The sequence below is a fragment of the Gibbsiella dentisursi genome (assembly GCF_039539505.1).
Classification (GTDB): Bacteria; Pseudomonadota; Gammaproteobacteria; order Enterobacterales; family Enterobacteriaceae; genus Gibbsiella; species Gibbsiella quercinecans.
On the sequence record NZ_BAABDG010000010.1, the window covers coordinates 197,764 to 219,995 of the forward strand.

General features: G+C 58.1%; 18 protein-coding genes. 9 read left to right on the forward strand and 9 right to left on the reverse strand.

What is annotated here, in order from left to right; translation table 11 throughout:
- The first annotated feature begins 191 nt into the window (after positions 1–191).
- Together rapA and rluA are read left to right on the forward strand one after the other, a co-directional pair.
- On the forward strand, positions 192–3,098 hold the full coding sequence (rapA, locus tag ABFX35_RS21330; protein WP_279025017.1) for an RNA polymerase-associated protein RapA: 2,907 nt from the start codon (positions 192–194) through the stop codon (positions 3,096–3,098).
- Positions 3,099–3,152: 54 nt separating this feature from the next.
- On the forward strand, positions 3,153–3,803 hold the full coding sequence (rluA, locus tag ABFX35_RS21335) for a bifunctional tRNA pseudouridine(32) synthase/23S rRNA pseudouridine(746) synthase RluA (protein WP_279025019.1): 651 nt from the start codon (positions 3,153–3,155) through the stop codon (positions 3,801–3,803).
- A gap of 102 nt (positions 3,804–3,905) precedes the next feature.
- On the opposite strand, the gene djlA is transcribed toward rluA, so the two are convergent.
- A complete protein-coding gene (djlA, locus tag ABFX35_RS21340; protein ID WP_095846018.1) occupies positions 3,906–4,733 on the reverse strand; it encodes a co-chaperone DjlA in 828 nt (275 codons plus the stop codon).
- A 229-nt stretch (positions 4,734–4,962) separates the two neighbouring features.
- Here djlA and lptD point away from each other — a divergent pair, with 229 nt between their 5' ends.
- The 6 genes from lptD to apaH all read left to right on the forward strand — a co-directional run bounded on the left by lptD (position 4,963) and on the right by apaH (position 11,705).
- Positions 4,963–7,320: an LPS assembly protein LptD gene (lptD, locus tag ABFX35_RS21345; protein WP_279025022.1), complete on the forward strand. Its 2,358-nt coding sequence runs from the start codon at positions 4,963–4,965 to the stop codon at positions 7,318–7,320.
- A gap of 65 nt (positions 7,321–7,385) precedes the next feature.
- Positions 7,386–8,684 carry a peptidylprolyl isomerase SurA gene (gene surA, locus ABFX35_RS21350; protein WP_279025024.1) on the forward strand — a complete coding sequence of 433 codons (1,299 nt, stop codon included), beginning with the start codon at positions 7,386–7,388 and terminating at the stop codon, positions 8,682–8,684.
- Complete coding sequence (gene pdxA / locus ABFX35_RS21355) at positions 8,674–9,666, forward strand: 4-hydroxythreonine-4-phosphate dehydrogenase PdxA (protein WP_279025026.1); 993 nt, start codon at positions 8,674–8,676, stop codon at positions 9,664–9,666. Before surA ends, pdxA begins: the two co-directional genes overlap by 11 nt.
- Positions 9,659–10,477, forward strand: a complete 819-nt coding sequence (rsmA, locus tag ABFX35_RS21360; RefSeq protein ID WP_279025028.1) for a 16S rRNA (adenine(1518)-N(6)/adenine(1519)-N(6))-dimethyltransferase RsmA — start codon at positions 9,659–9,661, stop codon at positions 10,475–10,477. Before pdxA ends, rsmA begins: the two co-directional genes overlap by 8 nt.
- 12 nt (positions 10,478–10,489) lie before the next feature.
- Positions 10,490–10,867: a Co2+/Mg2+ efflux protein ApaG gene (gene apaG / locus ABFX35_RS21365; RefSeq protein WP_279025030.1), complete on the forward strand. Its 378-nt coding sequence runs from the start codon at positions 10,490–10,492 to the stop codon at positions 10,865–10,867.
- Position 10,868: 1 nt separating this feature from the next.
- The gene (gene apaH / locus ABFX35_RS21370; protein WP_346082828.1) at positions 10,869–11,705 is read left to right on the forward strand and encodes a bis(5'-nucleosyl)-tetraphosphatase (symmetrical) ApaH; all 837 of its coding nucleotides are present in this window, start codon (positions 10,869–10,871) and stop codon (positions 11,703–11,705) included.
- 304 nt (positions 11,706–12,009) lie between these two features.
- Here the strand turns inward: apaH and folA are convergent, their stop codons facing one another.
- The 3 genes from folA to ABFX35_RS21385 all read right to left on the reverse strand — a co-directional run bounded on the left by folA (position 12,010) and on the right by ABFX35_RS21385 (position 13,917).
- Positions 12,010–12,492: a type 3 dihydrofolate reductase gene (gene folA / locus ABFX35_RS21375; RefSeq protein ID WP_279024270.1), complete on the reverse strand. Its 483-nt coding sequence runs from the start codon at positions 12,490–12,492 to the stop codon at positions 12,010–12,012.
- 163 nt (positions 12,493–12,655) lie between these two features.
- On the reverse strand, positions 12,656–13,120 hold the full coding sequence (locus tag ABFX35_RS21380) for a threonine/serine exporter (RefSeq protein WP_279024272.1): 465 nt from the start codon (positions 13,118–13,120) through the stop codon (positions 12,656–12,658).
- A complete protein-coding gene (locus ABFX35_RS21385; RefSeq protein WP_279024274.1) occupies positions 13,117–13,917 on the reverse strand; it encodes a threonine/serine exporter family protein in 801 nt (266 codons plus the stop codon). The genes ABFX35_RS21380 and ABFX35_RS21385 overlap by 4 nt, the downstream gene beginning before the upstream one ends.
- A 223-nt stretch (positions 13,918–14,140) precedes the next feature.
- On the opposite strand from ABFX35_RS21385, the gene ABFX35_RS21390 reads away from it, so the two are divergent.
- Entirely contained in the window at positions 14,141–14,755 is a 615-nt protein-coding gene (locus ABFX35_RS21390) for a LysE family transporter (protein WP_095848971.1), read from the forward strand.
- A gap of 72 nt (positions 14,756–14,827) precedes the next feature.
- Here ABFX35_RS21390 and carB read toward each other — a convergent pair whose 3' ends face one another.
- The 5 genes from carB to fkpB all read right to left on the reverse strand — a co-directional run bounded on the left by carB (position 14,828) and on the right by fkpB (position 22,232).
- Positions 14,828–18,052 (reverse strand): carbamoyl-phosphate synthase large subunit, encoded by a 3,225-nt coding sequence (carB, locus tag ABFX35_RS21395; protein WP_346082830.1) that lies wholly within the window; start codon positions 18,050–18,052, stop codon positions 14,828–14,830.
- Between the two features lie 17 nt (positions 18,053–18,069).
- Positions 18,070–19,218, reverse strand: coding sequence for a glutamine-hydrolyzing carbamoyl-phosphate synthase small subunit (gene carA / locus ABFX35_RS21400; protein WP_095846029.1), 1,149 nt, complete (start codon positions 19,216–19,218; stop codon positions 18,070–18,072).
- 471 nt (positions 19,219–19,689) lie between these two features.
- Positions 19,690–20,511, reverse strand: coding sequence for a 4-hydroxy-tetrahydrodipicolinate reductase (gene dapB, locus ABFX35_RS21405; RefSeq protein ID WP_346082831.1), 822 nt, complete (start codon positions 20,509–20,511; stop codon positions 19,690–19,692).
- 316 nt (positions 20,512–20,827) lie between these two features.
- Positions 20,828–21,781 carry a 4-hydroxy-3-methylbut-2-enyl diphosphate reductase gene (ispH, locus tag ABFX35_RS21410; protein ID WP_279024279.1) on the reverse strand — a complete coding sequence of 318 codons (954 nt, stop codon included), beginning with the start codon at positions 21,779–21,781 and terminating at the stop codon, positions 20,828–20,830.
- Positions 21,762–22,232 (reverse strand): FKBP-type peptidyl-prolyl cis-trans isomerase, encoded by a 471-nt coding sequence (gene fkpB, locus ABFX35_RS21415; RefSeq protein ID WP_095846032.1) that lies wholly within the window; start codon positions 22,230–22,232, stop codon positions 21,762–21,764. The genes ispH and fkpB overlap by 20 nt, the downstream gene beginning before the upstream one ends.

Consider the following 22,232-nt stretch of genomic DNA (forward strand, 5'->3'; position numbering starts at 1 on the left):
CCCAGAGCCGAACAAACGGCCCTCTGCCAGGGAAGAACGAGTATGATGTGCTAATAGTGATCATGCTCACAGACCGCACGGACTTTCCCCGGCAATAGGGGCTGGGGGGCAAGGTGAAGGGAAGCCGCTTTGAACACCGGCTGCTGCATCGCAGCAGCAGACTAACCAAAAAAGAATCGAGCCGACAATATATGCCTTTTACACTTGGTCAACGCTGGATCAGCGATACGGAAAGCGAACTGGGTCTGGGAACCGTCGTGGCGCTAGACACACGCATGGTTACCCTGCTTTTCCCCGCCACCGGTGAAAACCGTCTGTATGCCCGAAATGACTCCCCCATTACCCGGGTGATGTTCAACCCGGGCGACACCATCAGCAGCCATGAAGGGTGGCAGTTACAGGTTGAAGAAGTCAAACAGGACAACGGCCTGCTGACCTATATCGGCACCCGCCTGGATACGCAGGAAAGCGGCGTGGCAATGCGCGAAGTGCTGCTGGACAGCAAACTCACCTTCAGCAAGCCGCAAGACCGCCTGTTTGCCGGGCAAATCGATCGTATGGATCGCTTCGCGCTACGTTTTCGCGCGCGCAAATACCAAAGCGAGCAATACCGCCTGCCGTTCGCCGGCCTGCGCGGTATGCGCGCCAGCCTGATCCCGCACCAGTTGCATATCGCCTATGAAGTCGGCCAGCGCCATGCGCCGCGCGTACTGTTGGCCGATGAAGTGGGCCTGGGTAAAACCATCGAAGCCGGCATGATTATCCACCAGCAGCTGTTGGCTGGGCGCGCCGAACGCGTTCTGATCGTGGTGCCGGAAACGCTGCAGCACCAGTGGCTGGTTGAAATGATGCGCCGCTTCAACCTCTATTTCTCGCTGTTTGACGACAGCCGCTACGCCGAAGCCATGCTCGACAGCAGCAACCCGTTTGAAACCGAGCAGTTGGTGATCTGTTCGCTGGACTTTGTGCGCCGCAACAAGAAACGGCTGGAACAGCTGGCCGATACCGAGTGGGATCTGCTGGTAGTGGATGAAGCACACCACCTGGCGTGGAGCGAAGAAGCCCCAAGCCGTGAATACCAGGTTATCGAGCAGTTGGCCGAGCACATCCCCGGCGTGCTGCTGCTGACCGCGACGCCGGAACAGCTCGGCCAACAAAGCCACTTTGCCCGCCTGCGCCTGCTGGATCCAAACCGTTTCCATGACTACCAGGAGTTTGTTACCGAGCAGCAGAAATACCGCCCGGTGGCCGACGCCGTCACCCTACTGCTAAGCGGCGAACGCCTGTCGGATGAGAAACTCAACCTGCTGGGTGAACTGATCGACGAGCAGGATATCGAGCCGCTGCTGAAGGCCGCCAACAGCGACGGCGCCAATGCGGAACAAGCGCGCCAGGAATTGGTGACCATGCTGATGGACCGCCACGGCACCAGCCGGGTACTGTTCCGCAACACCCGCAACGGCGTGAAAGGCTTCCCGCACCGCACCCTGCACCAGATCAAGCTGCCGTTGCCGACCCAGTACCAAACGGCGATTAAAGTCTCCGGCATTATGGGCGCCAAAAAGAGCGTGGAAGCGCGGGCGCGCGATATGCTCTATCCGGAGCAGATTTATCAGGAATTTGAAGGCGAAAACGCCACCTGGTGGAACTTCGATCCGCGCGTTGAGTGGCTGCTGAACTACCTGACCGCCAACCGTCATGAAAAAGTGCTGGTGATCTGCGCCAAGGCGGAAACCGCGCTGCAACTGGAACAGGTACTGCGCGAGCGCGAAGCCATCCGCGCCGCCGTGTTCCACGAAGGGCTGTCGATCATTGAGCGCGACCGCGCCGCCGCCTACTTCGCCTCTGAAGAAGAAGGGGCCCAGGTGCTGCTGTGTTCGGAGATTGGCTCCGAAGGCCGCAACTTCCAGTTCGCCAGCCATCTGGTAATGTTCGATCTGCCGTTCAACCCGGATCTGCTGGAGCAGCGCATCGGCCGCCTGGATCGCATCGGGCAACAGCACGACATCCAGATTATGGTGCCCTATCTGGAAAACACCGCCCAGGCGGTGCTGGGGCGCTGGTATCACGAAGGGTTGGATGCCTTTGAGCACACCTGCCCAACCGGCCGCACCATCTATGACAGCAGCTATGAACAACTCATCACCTTCCTGGCCGCGCCGACGGAACAGGAAGGGTTCGACGACTTTATTCACGCCTGCCGCCAGCAGCACGATCGGCTGAAAGCCCAGTTGGAACAGGGGCGCGATCGCCTGTTGGAAATGCATTCCAACGGCGGGGAGAAGGCGCAACGGTTAGCCGACGCCATTGCTGAACAGGACAACGACGTCAACCTGGTCAGCTTTGCGCTCAACCTGTTTGATATCGTCGGTATCAATCAGGAAGACCGCAGCGATAACCTGATCATCCTGACCCCGTCAGACCACATGCTGGTGCCGGACTTCCCGGGGCTGCCGCAGGACGGCTGCACCGTGACCTTCGATCGCGAACAGGCGCTGGCGCGCGAAGATGCGCAGTTCGTCAGTTGGGAACACCCGATTATCCGTAACGGGCTGGATCTGATCGTTTCCGGCGACACCGGCAGCTGTGCGGTTTCGCTGTTGAAAAACAAAGCGTTGCCGGTCGGCACCCTGTTGGTGGAGCTGATTTACGTGGTGGAGGCCCAGGCGCCGAAGCACCTGCAACTGACCCGTTTCCTGCCGGCCACGCCGATCCGCATGCTGATGGACCGCAAGGGCACCAACCTGGCGGCCCAGGTTGAGTTCGAAAGCTTCAACCGCCAGCTGAACGCGGTGAACCGCCACACGTCCAGCAAGCTGGTTAACGCCGTGCAGCCGGACGTGCATGCCATCCTGCAACAGGCGGAAAGCCAGGTGGAAACCGAGGCCAGAGCGCTGATCGAGCAGGCCAAACAGGAAGCTGACGATAAACTCAGCACCGAGCTGGCGCGGCTGGAAGCCCTCAAGGCGGTCAACCCGAACATCCGCGACGACGAAGTAGAAGCGCTGGAGTTCAACCGCCGCCAGGTGCTGGCTAACCTGAACGAAGCGGGCTGGCGCCTGGACGCTATCCGCCTGGTGGTGGTCACCCACCAGTAACCGTGCAAGGGGGAGCCTGCTCCCCCGCCTAACCCACAGCGGCGGAGCCCGACAATGGAACGCTACGATCCCCCACAGCAGCCTTTGCATATTCTGTATCAGGATGCCCATATTATCGTGGTCAACAAGCCCAGCGGGCTGCTTTCCGTGCCCGGCCGCGCGCCGGAGCATAAAGACAGCCTGATGCTGCGTATTCAGGCAGATTACCCGGCCGCCGAGTCGGTGCACCGGCTGGATATGGCCACCAGCGGCGTGATCGTGGTGGCGCTGACCAAAGCAGCAGAGCGCGAGCTCAAGCGCCAGTTCCGTGAGCGCGAGCCAAAGAAAGTCTACATCGCCCGCGTTTGGGGGCATCTTGAGCACGATGAAGGGATGGTGGATTTACCGCTGATTTGCGACTGGCCGAACCGGCCGCTGCAAAAGGTCTGTTTTGCTACCGGCAAGGCGGCGCAGACGGCCTATCACGTGCTTGCACGCGACACAGACGGCAGCACGCGGGTTAAGCTGTTGCCCATCACCGGGCGTTCGCACCAGTTGCGGGTGCATATGCTGGCGCTGGGGCACCCGATCCTCGGCGATAGGTTTTACGCGCACCCGCAGGCCAGGGCGATGGCCGAACGTTTACAACTGCATGCGCAAGAGCTGCGCATCACCCACCCCGCGTTCCAGACGCCGATGCATTTCCGCGCCGAACCGGATTTTTAACCCAGCATTAAATAAGACAGGGGCTGAACGGCACTTTAGGCGTTCAGCCGCGCACGCCTAATTGAGCCAAAGGAAACAGCCTGGCGAACATCCCTGTCAGCGTTACTTAAAGCCTTTTTCGCGTTTGATCAGATCGTAGGCCGATTGGATCTCCTGCGCTTTCTGTTTAGCCATTTCCATCATTTCCGGCGGCAGCCCCTTCGCCACCAGCTTATCCGGGTGGTGTTCACTCATCAGCTTACGGTAAGCGCGCTTGATGGTCGCCGCATCGTCGGTGCTGTTCACCCCCAGCACCTTGCAGGCGTCTTCCAGCGTTGGCCCACGGCTGGCCTGTTGATAGCCGCCTTGCGAGTAGCCGCCCTGCTGCTGGTAGCCGCCGCCGAACTGTTGGCCACCTTCCATCATGCGCAGAAACTGTTCGAACTGCGCGCGCGAGATCCCCAGCTCTTCGGCGATCACATACAGCACCTGGCGCTCGTTTGGGTGCAACGAACCGTCCGCAAAGGCGGCCTGGATCTGTATTTCCAGAAACATCCTAATCAGATCAAAACGGCCAAAACAGATGCTGCGCAGTTGCTGCAGCCGTTCACGCAGCGGGAAATCGCTCTGCTTGCCCTCGCGGAAGGCCTGCTGCGCCGCCGCACGGGCTTCGCCGTGCAGTTGCATGCGGTCCATCGACAGATTGGCCATTTGAATATCCGCCTCGGTCACCCGCCCTTTCGATTTGGTCAGATGGCCCATCACCTGGAAGGTGGTGCGGAAAAACAGCGATTGCCGCGTTTGCTGATCGGCAAAAAACCCCCGGCTGCGCTTATTGTTGCGCGCGGTATCAATCATATGGCCAACAATCAGCCCCAGAACTACGCCCCAGAAGCCCGCGCCAGACCAGATAGCGACAATGACCCCGAGCAGTTTTCCCCAATACTGCATACACTCCCCAAATTACATACTGTAAGCCGCATATCGCCCTGCGTTGTTAGTCACAGGGTTAAGGCGATTTTTCCCAAGATTTCGATTATCATACCTGTCATTTATCGCTGCGCCTAACAACGACGCAGTCAAACGACCGGATTTAACACTAGCGCAACGCAGATGAGTGATATAGTCTCTGACCGTTTGCCGGCCATGACGCTTCTGAGGACGGACACCACAACCGCGTATGAAAAAAAGCTTACCAACACTGCTGGCCACGATGATTTGGACGGCACTTTACAGTCAGCACGCGCTGGCCGATCTGGCCGAGCAGTGCATGCTTGGCGTCCCGACTTTCGACCAACCGGTGGTCAGCGGCGATCCCAACACGCTGCCCGTCACTATCCACTCTGACGATTCAAGCGCTGACTACCCGCACACTGCGCTGTTCAACGGCAACGTGAATATTCATCAGGGCAACAGCACCCTCACCGCCAAACAGGTTGAGCTGAATCAGACAGAGCAGGCTGGCCAAGCCCCGGTGCGTACCGTAACCGCCACCGGCGATGTGCACTATGGCGATAACCAGATCAAACTGCAGGGGCCGAAGGCGTGGTCTAACCTGAACACCAAGGATACCGACGTCTACCAGGGGGATTACCAAATGGTCGGCCGCCAGGGGCGCGGTGACGCCGACAAGATGAAAATGCGGGGCGAAAACCGCTACACCATCCTGGAAAACGGCAGCTTCACCTCCTGTTTGCCAGGGGACGACAGCTGGACCGTGGTCGGCTCCGAGGTGATCCACGATCGTGAAGAGCAGGTCGCCGAAATCTGGAACGCCCGTTTTAAAATCGCCGGCGTCCCGGTGTTTTACAGCCCGTATCTGCAATTGCCGGTCGGCGACAAGCGCCGCTCCGGCTTCCTGATCCCGAATGCGAAATACGGCAGCAATAACGGCTTCCAGTTCGTGTTGCCTTACTACTGGAACATCGCGCCAAACTTTGATGCCACCATCACGCCTAACTATATGTCTAAGCGTGGCCTGCAGTGGCAGACAGAGTTCCGCTATCTGACGCAGCCGGGCCTCGGTACCGTTGCGTTGGACTGGTTGCCGAACGATCACGAATACGGCAAGGGCAACACGGACGATACCCGCTGGTTGCTGTACTGGAACCACAACGGGGTGATGGACCAGGTATGGCGTTTCAACGTCGACTATACCAAGGTCAGCGATTCCCGGTACTTTACCGATTTGGATTCCAAATACGGTTCCACCACCGACGGCTACGCGACGCAGAAATTCAGCCTGGCCTACGCCACGGAAAACTGGGACGCCACCATCAGCTCCAAGCAGTTCCAGATTTACGATGACACCGATCGCGACAGCTCCGAATCCTATCGCGTCCGGCCGCAGTTAGATCTGAACTACTACAAAAACGATCTCGGCCCGTTTGATCTGCACCTCTACGGCCAGGCCGCCAACTTTACCAGCGTTAACCCGTACAGCCCGGACGCCGTTCGCCTGCACGCGGAGCCGACCATCAGCATGCCGTTAACCAACGGCTGGGGCAGCCTGAACACCGAAGCCAAACTGATGGCTACCCACTATCAGCAGGACATCCCCAACGGCTTCGCCAGCAACTATGAGAGCCGCACAGGCAGTACGGCGCCGCTCCTGAAGGATTCGGTTAACCGCGTACTGCCGCAATTCAAGGTTGATGGCAAGATGGTGTTCGATCGCCAAATGAACTGGGCCGAAGGCTATACCCAGACGCTGGAACCGCGGATGCAGTACCTTTACGTGCCGTACCGCGATCAAAGCAGCATCTATACCTATGACACCACGCTGCTGCAAACCGACTACTCCGGCCTGTTCCGCGATCGTACTTACAGCGGCCTGGATCGCATTGCGTCCCAGAACCGGGTGACCACCGGCCTGACCTCACGCATTTATGATGACGCGCTGGTGGAACGTTTTAACGTTTCCGTGGGTCAAATCTACTACTTCAGCCGTTCGCGTACCGGCGACCAAGTCACTGGTTACGATAACAATGATGACACCGGCAGCCTGGCATGGGCCGGCGACACCTATTGGAAGATTGACGATCGCTGGGGGCTGCGCGGCGGGCTGCAATATGATACGCGTTTGGCTAGCGTCTCATTGGGCAACGCCGTGCTGGAGTATCGCCAGGATGCTGAACGTATGGTTCAGTTGAACTACCGTTATGCCACGCCGGAATATATTCAAACGGCGTTAAGCACCACCCAGATACCGGCCTATCAGGACGGTATTTCGCAGGTGGGCGTAACGGCTAGCTGGCCAATCGCAGACCGTTGGGCGATCGTCGGTGCCTATTACTACGACACCCGCGCCAAACAGTCTGCCGATCAACTGCTGGGCGTGCGTTACAACACCTGCTGTTGGGCCGTCAGCCTTGGCTACGAGCGCAGGGTCACCGACTGGAACAGCAGCAGCCAAAACAGCGTTTACGACAACAGGGTTTCATTCAACGTCGAACTGCGCGGCTTGAGCAGCGATCATAGCCTGGGCACGGCAGAAATGCTGCGCTCCGGCATCCTGCCGTATCAGCGCGCGTTCTGATGATATTTCATCGTTTGAATAACAGAACTTTCACCCGCATTTGCGGATTAAATAATGGGAAATGTATGAAGAACTGGAGAACGCTTATTCTCGGATTGGTCATTTGCGCCAATACCGCGTTCGCTGCCCCCCAAGAAGTTGATAAGGTCGCCGCCGTGGTGGATAACGGCGTTGTGCTCGAAAGCGACGTGAACGGCCTGATGCAGTCGGTCAAGCTGAACGCCCAGCAGGCAGGGCAACAATTGCCGGACGATGCCACGCTGCGCCATCAGATCCTTGAGCGTTTGATTATGGATAACATCCAGTTGCAGATGGGGCAAAAAATGGGCATCTCCATTTCCGATGCCGAACTGGATCAGGCGATCGCCAATATCGCCGCACAAAACAGAATGACCGTCGATCAACTGCGCAGCCGTCTGGCCTATGACGGCTTGAACTACACCACCTACCGTTCGCAGATCCGCAAAGAAATGCTGATCGCCGAGGTGCGCAACAACGAAGTTCGCCGCCGCGTCACTATCCTGCCGCAGGAAGTGGATTCGCTGGCCAAACAGGTTGGCACCCAGAACAGCAGCGATACCGAAATGAACATCAGCCACATCCTGCTGCCGCTGCCGGAAAACCCGTCACAACAACAGGTTGACGAAGCAGAAGAGCTGGCTAAACGCCTGATGACTGAACTGCACAACGGTGCGGACTTCGGTAAACTGGCCATCACCTACTCTGCCGATCCCCAGGCGCTGAAAGGCGGCAACATGGGCTGGGGCAAGCTGCAAGAGATCCCCACCCTGTTCGCTGAAAGGCTGGTGAGCGCCAAGAAAGGCGACGTGGTCGGCCCCATCCGCTCCGGCGTTGGCTTCCATATCCTGAAGGTCAACGACATCCGCGGCACCAACCAGTCGGTTTCCGTTACCGAAGTGCACGCCCGCCACATCCTGCTGAAACCTTCCGTCGTGTTGACCGATGACCAGGCACGCGCGAAGCTGGAAGAAGTGGCCGCGGCGATCAAGAGCGGTACCGCGAAGTTTGCCGACGAAGCCAAACAGCTTTCGCAGGATCCCGGCTCTGCGCTGCAGGGCGGCGATCTGGGTTGGGCATCCCCGGACATGTACGATCCAGCCTTCCGCGATGCGCTGTTAAAACTGCATAAAGGCGAAATCAGTAAACCCGTTCATTCCGCCTTCGGCTGGCACCTTATCCAACTGATTGATACCCGCCAGGTCGATAAAACCGATGCGGCCCAGAAGGACCGCGCTTACCGCATGCTGTTCAACCGCAAGTTTGCTGAAGAAGCACAGACCTGGATGCAGGAACAGCGTGCCGCCGCCTATGTAAAAATACTTGATGGCAGTAATGCACAATAATCAACGCGTTGTTATAACCCCCGGCGAGCCAGCCGGGGTGGGGCCGGATTTGGTGGTTGCCCTGGCGCAACAGGATTGGCCTGTTGAGCTGGTGGTCTGCGCCGATCCGGCCCTGCTGCAAACACGTGCCCAACGGCTGAACTTGCCGCTGGCGCTGCGTGATTACCAGCCGCAACTGCCGGCCGCGCCGCAGCGCGCCGGTACCCTGACGGTGCTGCCGGTTGCGGCCCCCGCCGCGGTTACGCCGGGCGAACTGAACGTCGCCAACAGCGCCTATGTTGTGGATACCCTGGCCAAGGCCTGTGACGGCTGCCTGAACGGCGAATTCGCCGCGCTGATCACCGGGCCGGTGCATAAAGGCATCATCAACGATGCAGGCGTGCCTTTTACCGGCCACACCGAATTTTTTGCCGATCGCAGCGGCTGTGAACGCGTCGTGATGATGCTGGCGACGGAAGAACTGCGCGTGGCGCTGGCGACGACCCACCTGCCGCTGCTGGCGGTGCCGGGTGCGATTACCGAACAATGCCTGCATGAAGTGATCGGCATTCTCAACCACGATCTGCAAACCAAGTTTGGCATCCCCTCCCCGCAGATTTATGTCTGTGGGCTTAACCCGCACGCGGGCGAAGGCGGCCATATGGGGCGTGAAGAACTGGATGTCATTATTCCGGCCCTGGATACCTTGCGCCGCCGTGGCATCAATCTGATCGGCCCTCTGCCGGCCGATACGCTGTTCCAGCCCAAATATTTGCAACATGCCGATGCCGTGCTGGCGATGTATCACGATCAGGGCTTGCCGGTGCTAAAATACCAGGGGTTTGGCCGTGCGGTTAACATCACTCTCGGTTTGCCTTTTATCCGTACCTCGGTCGACCATGGTACCGCTCTGGAACTGGCGGGCTCCGGCAGTGCCGACGTCGGCAGTTTCAAAACGGCCCTGAATCTCGCCATTAAAATGATAATTAATTGTAATGAATAATAGAGTCCACCAAGGGCACTTTGCCCGCAAACGCTTTGGGCAAAACTTTTTAACCGATCAGTTTGTCATCGATAGCATCGTTTCCGCCATTCACCCCCAGCCGGGTGAAGCCGTGGTGGAGATCGGCCCGGGCCTGGGCGCCTTGACCGAGCCGGTCGGCGCGCGGATGGATCGCATGACGGTGATCGAGCTGGATCGCGATCTGGCGGCGCGCCTGGCCAATCATCCGCAGTTGAAAGACAAACTGACCATCTACCAGCAGGATGCCATGGCGATGAACTTCGCTGAACTGGCCGAGCAGGCAGGCCAACCGCTGCGCGTATTTGGCAACCTGCCGTACAATATTTCCACCCCGCTCATGTTCCACCTTTTCAGCTATACTCAGGCTATTCACGACATGCACTTCATGTTGCAAAAAGAAGTTGTGAACCGCCTGGTGGCTGGCCCGAACAGTAAAGCCTATGGGCGTCTGAGCGTGATGGCGCAATACTATTGCAACGTCATCCCGGTGCTGGAAGTGCCGCCAACGGCCTTTGCGCCGCCGCCGAAAGTGGATTCCGCCGTGGTGCGCCTGGCGCCTTACCGTGAGCTGCCGCACCCGGTCGGTGATGTGCGTATGCTAAGCCGGATCACCACCCAGGCATTCAACCAACGCCGTAAAACCGTCCGTAATAGCCTGGGCGATCTGTTCACCCCAGAGCAATTAACGGATCTCGGCGTCGATCCTACGCTCAGAGCAGAAAATATTTCTGTGGCGCAGTACTGCAAGCTAGCCAACTGGCTTTCAGCCAATCTGCCGCCGCAGCAATAAGGAGTTGTGGTCATGATTGAGTCGCCCCGTGTATGTGTGCAGGTACAAAGTGTTTATGTGGAATCACAGTCACAGCCGGACGAAGAGCGTTACGTCTTCGCCTATACCATCACAGTGCGTAACCTGGGGCGCTCAACCGTTCAACTTCTGGGCCGCTATTGGTTGATCACCAACGCCAACGGCCGCCAAACCGAAGTGCAAGGTGAAGGCGTGGTGGGTGAGCAGCCGGTTATTGAACCAGGCGGCGAGTTCCAATACACCAGTGGCGCTATCCTTGAAACCCCGCTGGGCACCATGGAAGGCCATTACGAAATGATTGACCATCAGGGAAAATCGTTCCGCATCGCTATTCCCGTCTTCCGCTTAGCTATCCCAACGCTGATTCATTAATATGTCGACATATCTTATTGGTGACGTTCATGGCTGTTTTGATGAACTGCAGTCGCTATTAGCCCAGGTTGCGTTTGATCCGCAATATGACACGCTGTGGCTCACGGGCGATCTGGTGGCGCGCGGCCCCGGCTCGCTGGAAGTACTGCGCTACGTGCGTTCGCTTGGCCCGGCGGTGCGTATGGTGCTGGGCAACCACGATCTGCACCTGTTGGCGGTTTACGCCGGCATCAGCCGCAACAAACCCAAAGACCGGCTAAACCCGCTGCTGGAAGCGCCGGATGCTGATGAGCTGATTAACTGGCTGCGCCGCCAGCCGCTGCTGCAGGTTGATACCGAGCAGAGGCTGGTGATGGCCCATGCCGGCATCACGCCGCAGTGGGATATTGAAACCGCCCAGATATGCGCACGCGAATTGGAAGCCGTGCTCAGCAGCGACAGCTATCCGCTGTTTCTGGATGCGATGTACGGCGATATGCCGAATAACTGGAGCCCGGAATTAAGCGGCCTGGCCCGCCTGCGTTTTAGCGCCAACGCGCTGACGCGCATGCGCTACTGCTTCCCGAACGGCCAGTTGGATATGATCTGTAAAGATGCGCCAGGCAGCGCGCCAGCGCCGCTGAAGCCTTGGTTTGAGCTGCCGCGGCGGGTCGATGCTGATTACAGCATTATCTTCGGCCACTGGGCTTCGCTGGAAGGTAAAGGTACGCCGCCGGATATCTATGCGCTGGATACCGGCTGTTGCTGGGGCGGTAAACTGACGATGCTGCGCTGGAGCGATCGGCGCTATTTCGTTCAGCCGTCCAACCGCCGCGATATGCTGGATGATGTGGTGTAGGCACTCCCTCACCCTCACCCCAACCCTCTCCCAACGGGAGAGGGAGCAGCCCGAAGTCGGATTTAAGTCAAGCGACTCACTCTCGCCCTCTGCCACAGCAGAGAAAACTCTTCGCCAACGCCCAACGGGAGAGGGAGCAGCCCGTAGTCGGATTTAAGTCAAGCGACTCACTCTCGCTCTCTGTTAGCCCGTAGGAATTAGGGTTTTCACAGGTGGAAATGCCGCCTTATGCATCCGCCAGACGGCAACTCCAACGGCCAACTTTCGTCAACAGTTTGCTTGTTATGGTGTTTGCCTTGCCGCATTAACGGCGTTCTAAAATCTCAAAACAGTAGCTGTGTGAGTTTAGTTCATCCGCATCGTGGAACTCGCTGAACGAGGTTTCCCATTCGTCTGGCTCATAGTCGGGGAAATGGGTATCACCGCCAATCTCGGCATCAATATGCGTCAGGTACATGCGGTTGGCCCGGGCCAGGAACTGGGTATAAATGCTCCCGCCGCCCATCACCATCACTTCTTCGGCGCCATCGGCCGCCGCTAAAGCCTCATCCAGTGAAGCCACCCAGGTGACACCCGTATCCGTGCCCGGTTGGCTGCTTAGCACAATATTATGCCGGCCCGGCAGCGGGCGGCCTATCGACTCAAAGGTCTTGCGGCCCATGATGACCGGCTTATTCAACGTGTTGCGTTTAAACCACGCAAGATCCGCCGGGAGATGCCACGGCATTGCGTTTTCCATACCAATTACGCGATCCGCCGCCAAGGCAGCGATCAGGCTGATAATCATTGTTTAACCCTGTATAGGCAGCAAAATTGCTCACACTATACGTAAAGCCCAATCGGCCGTCGATAGGCGAATCAAGCAATATGAATATATAAGACAGCTCCGATTAGCTATCCTAATAGTACGAATTATTTGCCTGAGCTAACTATTTGAAAAATACGGGCCATCACACGCCAGGACGTTTGCGATACAGCCACAGGCCCGGCAGGGAAAGCCCTATCGATAGCGCCCCGACGATAAAACTGGCCTTGAGAAAGTTGGTCACCATCACCGACATCAACGCCTCGCTATAGCCCAGGTGCGAAATCTCCACCACGCTTATCATCGCGGTATAGGCTGAAATACCGGGGAACATGGGGATCACTGCCGCCACGGTGAACACCTTCGGGTGCGCCAGCAGCCAGCGCGACCACTTGATGCCAATAATGCCAATCAGGGTTGCCGCCAGCAGCGACGCCCATTCGATGTTTATCCCGGCGTGCATCATCAGCATCCGCGAACCGTGCCCCACCGCCCCCAGTAAGGCGCAGTAGCGCAGCGCGCGTATCGGCACGTTGAACACCATGGCAAACCCCAGCGCCGGCACCGCCGCCAGCAGCATATCCAGCAACAACGCCCACAGCAGACTCATGACCACCCCCGTAGATCCCACAGGGCCATTGCCATCACTACGCCGATACAGGTCGCCAGCGTCAGCAGGCTGGCCATCGCCCAACGCGCCAGGCCGGTGTTTACATGGCCTTTGAACATATCGGCCACGGCGTTGATCAGCGGGAAGCCCGGCACCAGCAGCAGCACGCTGGCCGCCATTGCGACGCTGGAGGTCTGGCTAAACACCGGCAGGCGCAATAACAGACCGGAGATCGACGTCGCGACAAACGCCGTCAGGCAGAAGTTGATCAGCGGGTTCATATGGTGCGCGGTGAGCACCTGCCGGACAAACATCGCCATCCCGCTGGCGAAGAAGGTGACGACAAAGGCGTCATTAGCGCCGCCGTTGAGTATGCTGAAACAACCGCAGGAAAGCCCCACCATCAGCACCACCAGCCAGCGCGGATAGCGCAGCGGCCGCAGCCGCTCAAACCGGTGCGCCACGTCGTGCGCATCCGCCAGGCGATGTTCCGCCAGGATCACTACGTGTTGCACTTCCGTCACCATATGCATGTTAATGCCGCGATCGACATTCTTGCGGGTGGTGGTCAGGCAAGCGCCGTTGCTGATGGTGGTCAGCACCACCGCATTGGCCGAAATGGAGCTTTCCACGCTGTCCATGCCGAGCGCCAGCCCCAGGCGCGTAGACAACTGTTCAACCACCATGCTTTCCGCCCCGTGTTGCAACAGCAGCAACGCACACTGAATACATAACCGGGTTATTTCACGCTGCTGCCGGCTGGGCTCCGGCAAGGAGACAGTCAATTCATGCTTCATACGATCCTGAAAACTCCCCTGAATAAACGGCCGATGAATGACGGGCCGGAAACACCGATTCTCGATTTCCTGCGCTCTTTGCCCGACGCAGGTTGTTGCACTGGCGGCGGCGCCACGATCTCTTGGCCGACACTGCTTAACATTACCTCATTTGCAGGGTGCATATCAGCGTAAGCAACGTTATTATTTGAGCAATTTAGTCTTTTGTGCGGAGATGCAAATTATGTTTGAAACGTCGTTGTTCGTTGCCGGCATCGCCACGCTGGGAATGCTCTCTCCCGGGCCGGATTTTTTCCTGATCGTGAAGAACGCCGCCCGCTATCAGCGCCGGCTGGCATTGATGACCGCCTTCGGCGTCATCTGCGGCGTCGCCACCCATATGGCCTATTGCGTCGCCGGTTTGGCGGTGGTGATCACCACCACCCCTTGGCTGTTCAATATGTTGAAATACGCTGGGGCGGTTTACCTGATTTGGATCGGCATACAGGCGCTGTTAGCCCGCGGCGGCGGCAAAATGCACATCAGCGATCTGCCGCTGCAACAGACCAGCCGGAAAAGCGCCTTTATGCAGGGCTATTTGTGCAACCTGCTTAACCCGAAAGCCACGCTGTTCTTCCTGGCGATATTCACCCAGGTACTGCAAATTAACTCCGGCGTTGGCGAGAAGCTGTGGTATGCCGGGATTATTTTTGTGCTGTCGGCCGTCTGGTGGCCGTTGTTGGTGCTGCTGATCCAGAGCAAGCCGGTGCGCCGCGCGCTGGAAATGGCGCAGAAGTTTATCGATAAACTGCTTGGCGGCATGTTGATCGCGCTTGGGATCAAAGTCGCATTGAGTTAAGCGGCGGGTGCTGCGCGTCATCAGGCAGCCGAAAGAAAAGCCCGCCCCGGCAATGCGGGGCGGGGGCGGTCGTTACTTGGTGATGCAGGCGTGCATTTCCTGCACGGAAATCACCCGTTCGGTGGGATCGGCTTTCAGCGCCATCGCCGTGGCGAAACCGCCGTTCAGCGTGGTGTCGTAATGCACCTTGTACTGCAGCGCACTGCGGCGGATCAGTTTGGAGTCCTCAATCGCCTGGCGGCCTGCCGTGGTGTTGACGATATAGGTATATTCCCCGTTTTTGATCCGATCCTGAATGTGCGGGCGGCCTTCATGCACTTTGTTCACCAGGCGCGGGTTGATGCCGGCTTCGCCCAGCACCACCGCGGTGCCATGGGTCGCATCCAGTTCAAAGCCGTGTTTTAGCAGGCTTGCCGCCAGATCCACCACCCGGGCCTTGTCGCCTTCACGCACCGACAGCAGCGCGCGGCCCTGTTTCTGCATTCTGGAGTTGCTGCCCAACATCGCCTTGGAAAACGCTTCGGCAAAGGTGCGGCCCACGCCCATCACTTCACCGGTGGAGCGCATTTCCGGCCCCAGAATCGGATCGACGCCGGGGAACTTGTTGAACGGCAGCACCACTTCTTTCACCGAGTAGTACGGCGGGATGATTTCGTGGGTCACGCCCTGTTCGGCCAGGGATTTGCCCGCCATCACGCGCGCGGCCACTTTCGCCAGCGGCACGCCGGTCGCTTTGGACACGAACGGAACGGTACGCGCAGCGCGCGGGTTCACTTCGATCAGGTAAACTTCGTTGTCCTTCACCGCAAACTGCACGTTCATCAAGCCACGCACCTGCAGTTCGAACGCCAGTTTTTCCACCTGCTGGCGCATCACGTCCTGAATTTCCTGGCTTAGGGTATAAGCCGGCAGCGAGCAGGCGGAGTCGCCGGAGTGCACGCCCGCCTGTTCGATATGCTCCATGATGCCGCCGATCAGCACGCGTTCGCCGTCACAAATGGCGTCAACGTCCACTTCCACTGCGTCATCCAGGAAGCGGTCCAACAGCACCGGTGCATCGTTGGACACGCTGACCGCCGTCTGGAAATAACGGCGCAGGTCGATTTCGTCGTAAACGATTTCCATCGCGCGGCCGCCCAGCACGTACGATGGGCGCACCACCAGCGGATAGCCGATGCCCGCCGCTTTCTCCACGGCCTGTTCGATGGTCGCCACGGTGGCGTTCGCCGGCTGTTTCAGCCCCAGGCGGTTCACCGCCTGCTGGAAACGTTCGCGGTCTTCGGCGCGGTCGATGGCATCCGGGCTGGTGCCAATCACCGGCACACCGGCGGCCTCCAGCTCGCGGGCCAGTTTCAGCGGGGTCTGGCCGCCGTACTGCACGATCACCCCTTTCGGCTGCTCAATGCGCACGATTTCCAGCACGTCTTCCAGCGTCACCGGCTCGAAGTACAGGCGATCGGAGGTGTCGTAGTCGGTGGAGACGGTTTCCGGGTTACAGTTGACCATGATGGTCTCATAACCGTCTTCCCGCAGCGCCAGCGAGGCATGAACGCAGCAGTAGTCAAATTCGATGCCCTGGCCGATACGGTTCGGGCCACCGCCCAGCACCATCACTTTCGGACGATCGTTGGTCGGGTTGGATTCGCACTCTTCTTCATAGGTGGAGTACATATAAGCGGTATCGGTGGCAAACTCCGCCGCACAGGTATCCACGCGTTTGTAGACCGGGTGCAGGCCGTAACCGTGGCGCAGTTTGCGGATCGCGCCTTCGGCAACGCCGGCCAGCTTGGCCAGGCGCGCATCGGCAAAGCCTTTGCGTTTCAGGGTATACAAGAAATCTGGTGTCAGGCCGTTGATGCCTTCCGCCGCCACTTGTTCTTCCAGGCGCACCAGTTCTTCAATCTGCACCAGGAACCAGCGGTCGATGTTGGTCAGGTTGAACACGCCGTCAACCGACAGGCCGGCGCGGAAAGCGTCGGCAATGTACCAGATGCGCTCGGCGCCGGCGTCTTTCAGCTCGCGGCGGATTTTGGTCAGCGCTTCCGGATCGTCCAGGCTTACCTTCGGATCCAAACCGGTGGCGCCCACTTCCAGGCCACGCAGCGCTTTTTGCAGCGACTCCTGTTGGGTGCGGCCAATTGCCATCACTTCCCCGACCGACTTCATCTGCGTGGTCAGGCGATCGTTGGCGCCGGCGAATTTCTCGAAGTTAAAGCGTGGGATCTTGGTAACCACATAGTCGATAGACGGCTCAAAGGATGCCGGGGTGCGGCCGCCGGTGATGTCGTTCATCAGCTCGTCAAGGGTGTAGCCCACGGCCAGCTTGGCGGCGATTTTGGCAATCGGGAAGCCGGTCGCTTTCGATGCCAGCGCCGAGGAGCGTGACACGCGCGGGTTCATCTCAATCACGATCAGGCGGCCGGTTTTCGGGTTGACCGAGAACTGCACGTTGGAGCCGCCGGTTTCCACGCCGATCTCACGCAGCACCGCCATCGAGGCGTTACGCATGATTTGGTATTCTTTGTCGGTCAGCGTCTGGGCGGGCGCTACGGTGATAGAGTCGCCGGTATGGATGCCCATGGCATCGAAGTTTTCAATGGAGCAGACGATGATGCAGTTATCGTTCTTATCACGCACCACTTCCATTTCGTACTCTTTCCAGCCAATCAGCGATTCGTCGATCAGCAACTCTTTGGTCGGCGACAAATCCAGGCCGCGCTCGCAGATCTCTTCGAACTCTTCACGGTTGTAGGCAATACCGCCGCCGGTGCCGCCCATGGTGAACGACGGGCGGATGATGCACGGGAAACCCACGTCGGCGGCAACCGCCAGCGCTTCTTCCATGGTATGTGCAATGCCTGAACGCGCAGTATCAAGCCCGATTTTTTTCATCGCAATATCAAAGCGACGACGGTCTTCGGCTTTATCGATCGCATCGGCGGTGGCGCCAATCATGGTCACGCCGAACTCGGCCAGCACGCCCTGGCGCTCCAGTTCCAGTGCACAGTTCAGCGCAGTTTGCCCGCCCATGGTCGGCAGCACGGCATCCGGGCGCTCTTTTTCGATGATTTTGCGCACCACTTCCCAGTGGATCGGCTCAATATAGGTTGCATCCGCCATTTCCGGATCGGTCATGATGGTCGCCGGGTTGGAGTTAACCAAAATGACGCGGTAGCCTTCTTCACGCAGCGCTTTACACGCCTGCGCGCCGGAGTAGTCAAACTCACACGCCTGGCCGATAACAATCGGACCGGCGCCCAGGATCAGGATGCTTTTTATATCTGTACGTTTTGGCATTTCTCTTTTGCTCCTGATTAGTTGGCGTTGGAACGGTAAGTCTCAATCAGTTCGATGAAGTGATCGAACAGCGGCGCAGCATCGTGCGGCCCTGGGCTCGCCTCTGGGTGCCCCTGGAAGCTGAACGCCGGTTTATCCGTGCGGTGAATGCCCTGAACCGTATGGTCGAACAACGATTTGTGGGTGACGCGCAGGTTGGCCGGCAGGTTGTTTTCATCAACCGCAAACCCGTGGTTTTGCGCGGTGATCATCACGCGGTTGGCGTCCAGATCCTTCACCGGATGGTTGCCGCCGTGGTGGCCCAGCTTCATCTTCACGGTGTTCGCGCCGCTGGCCAGCGCCAGCAACTGGTGCCCCAGACAGATACCGAATACCGGAATGTCGGTTTCCAGGAACTGTTTGATGGCAGCGATGGCGTAATCACACGGCGCCGGATCGCCCGGGCCGTTGGACAGGAAAATACCGTCCGGATTCATTTTCAACACCTCTTCCGCCGGGGTTTGCGCCGGCACCACCGTCAGGCGGCAGCCGCGATCCACCAGCATGCGCAGGATGTTGCGCTTGGCGCCGTAATCATACGCCACCACGTGATAAGGCAATTCGCTCGCTGCGGTGTCTTCCGGCAGTTCGCCTTCCAGCCGCCAGCTCCCTTGCTGCCAGGTGTAGGTTTCGTTGGTCGTCACTTCCTTCGCCAGATCCATCCCTTTCAGGCCGGGGAAGGCTTTGGCCTGCGCCAGCGCCTGGGCTGCATCCAGATTTTCGCCCGCGATGATGCAACCGTTCTGCGCGCCTTTCTCACGCAGCAGGCGGGTCAGCTTACGGGTATCGATATCGGCAATAGCGACGATGTTGTTGCGCTTGAGATAGTCGGACAGCCCTTCTTCACTGCGGTAGTTGCTGGCAATCAGAGGCAGATCGCGGATAACCAGCCCTTGAGCATGAACCATTGAGGATTCTTCATCGGCGGCGTTGGTGCCGACATTGCCAATATGAGGATAAGTAAGAGTGACGATCTGGCGGGAGTAGGAAGGATCAGTGAGGATTTCTTGATAGCCGGTCATCGACGTATTGAAGACCACTTCCCCCACTGCCGTACCCTCTGCCCCGATGGCCCGACCGTGGAATTGGGTTCCGTCCTCCAGAACCAATAGCGCTGACTTAATCAAAACACCCTCCAAGGAATAATAAATCACAATATTTGCATATTAATTCAGATATCGCGATCTAAATCAATGCTAAAACTGCCTGAGAGGCTAATTTTTGGCAAATTGGGCGCATTTTAAAGATGAGTACCTCACTTGTCCACCCAATACGCCATTTTTTATCTTATTTTCACTCCCCTCAACGAATAATGGCGGCTTTAGCCATAAAAGTAGAGGGAAACCCGGGTAGTTAAACGGTTGCGAGCGACAATCGAGTGCAATCGTTCAACGAGGGGGTTAAAAGCGGGGGGCGATGGCGGCATGGCAGGGTAAATAGGCCATAAAAAAGCAATTTACTGCTAAAAATGGCAACTTGATAAAATAATTAATAATAAACCGGAGTTTTATCAAATAAAAAAATGGGCAATAAAAATATTGCCCTTTTATCATAGTATTATGATAAACACAGCCACATCACAATGGCCTACTAAAGCATTAAAGCTGGTCCAGACCAAGCACATCACGCATGTCAAATAGTCCTTTTTCCTGCTTAGACACCCAGGATGCCGCACGCACCGCGCCGTTGGCAAAAGTCATCCGGCTGGAGGCTTTATGGGTGATTTCCACACGCTCGCCAATGTCAGCAAACATCGCGGTATGCTCGCCCACGATGTCCCCGGCGCGAATGGTGGCGAAGCCAATGCTTTGCGGATCGCGTTTACCGGTATGGCCTTCGCGCGCGTAAACAGCGCACTGCTTGAGATCGCGCCCCAGCGCATCGGCGATCGCCTCGCCCATCGCCAGCGCAGTGCCCGATGGCGCATCCACTTTATGGCGGTGGTGCGCTTCAATGATTTCGATATCGGTATAATCGCCCATCACCTTGGCCGCCTTTTCCAACAGCTTCAGCACCACGTTAACGCCAACGCTGAAGTTGGCGGCGAAGACGATGCCAATCTGTTGGGCCGCCTCTCTGATGGCAGCTTTACCAGCGTCGTCGAAACCAGTGGTGCCGATCACCATCGCTTTGTGGTGGGCCACACAAAACGCCAGGTGCTCCAGCGTGCCTTCCGGCCGGGTAAAGTCGATCAGAATGTCAAAATCATCCGCTACGCTGTCCAGGCTGGCGCTAACCGGCACCCCAAGCGCCCCTGCGCCGGCCAGTTCGCCGGCGTCCGTGCCAATCAGGCTTGAGCCGGGGCGTTCAAACGCCGCGCCCAGCACCACGCCCGGCGCCTGTTGCACCGCCAGGATCAGTTGGCGCCCCATACGGCCGCCGGCGCCTGCAATCGCAATGCGGATCTGTGAATCTGTCATACTTCTCTCTCTTTTTCCGTCGAAAGCCGTTATCCGGCTACAAAGGCCTAAACCCAATAGGTAAAATTCGTCACATTAGGTTAACTGCCCCACCCCGGCATCGCCAGAGGATTTAAATCATAATTAGAAAATTATGATATCCCGCCATTTTTATCAGCGATGCTATAAATTTTCGCCGCGGTGCCGGCCAAACCCTACTGCATAGACAACGTAAGCTTTTACATAATCATGCAGTTTTCCGCTGCCGGTGATAAAAACGCCAACGGCAGATAGCAAAACGGGGAGCCTAAGCTCCCCGTTGCTGATTACCACAGCGTCAATCGATCTGCCGGATATCCACCCGCAGCTCTTTTGGCACTTCAAACACGATATTCTCTTCCCGGCCGCTGATTTCCAGCACCGATTTCCCGCCCATCGCCTTCAGGCGGTTGATAACGTCCTGCACCAGCACGTCCGGCGCGGATGCGCCCGCGGTGACGCCGATGTGGGTGGTGTTTTTCAGCCAGGCTTCCTGAATATCTTCCGCCGAATCGATCAGATACGCCGGTTTCCCCACGCGCTGCGCCAGTTCCGCCAGGCGGTTGGAGTTGGACGAGTTTTTCGACCCCACCACCAATACCACATCCGCATCGCCGGCCAGGCTGCGCACCGCTTCCTGGCGGTTGGTGGTGGCGTAACAGATATCATCCTTGCGTGGCCCCACAATCTTGGGGAAGCGCTGGCGCAGAGCGTCGATCACGTCGGAGGTATCATCAACCGACAGTGTGGTCTGCGTCATAAAGCACAGATTGTCCTCATGCTTCACCTGCAGCTTCCAGACATCTTCCGGCGACTCCACCAGGTACATCCCCCCTTCCGGGTTGTTGTACTGGCCCATGGTGCCTTCTACCTCCGGATGGCCGGCGTGGCCGATCAGAATGGCCTCTGTGCCCTTGCGGCTGGCACGGGCCACTTCCATATGCACCTTGGTCACCAACGGGCAGGTGGCGTCGAACAGCATGGTCAGGCTACGCGCCTTCGCTTCGGCGCGCACCGCCTGGGAAACCCCATGCGCCGAGAAGATGAGGATTGAGCCATCCGGCACTTCGGCGATCTCTTCAATAAACACCGCGCCGCGCGCGCGCAGGCTGTCCACCACATAGCGGTTATGCACCACCTCATGGCGCACGTAGATCGGCGCGCCGTAAATTTCCAGCGCGCGTTCCACGATACTGATCGCGCGATCGACCCCGGCGCAGAAACCACGGGGGTTAGCCAGCAAGATTTGCATGCGTCACCTCCTGCTGCGGATCAATCTCCAGCACCTCAAGCTCGAAGGTCACCGGGTGGCCCGCAAGTGGATGATTGAAATCAACGGTGACCGACTCTTCCGCCACTTCACGCACCACGCCCGGCATTTCACTGCCGTCGATTGCCGTGAACAGCATGATGGTGCCGACATCCGGCACGCCGGTGTCGGCAAAATCGCGCCGCAGGAAGAATTGGATCAGATCCGGGTTGTTCGCGCCGAAGGCATCTTCCGGCTGCAGGGTGAAGGTATTTTTATCACCGGCATGCAGCCCGATCAGCTGTTGCTCAAGCGCGTTGGACAGGCTGCCGTCGCCAAGGCGAAACAGCGCCGGTTTGCCGCTGCGGCGGGTTGATTCCGCCGTCGAGCCATCTTCCAGCGTCAGCGTAAAGTGCACCAGCACCGCGCTGCCGCTGTTAACCTGAGCCGTCAT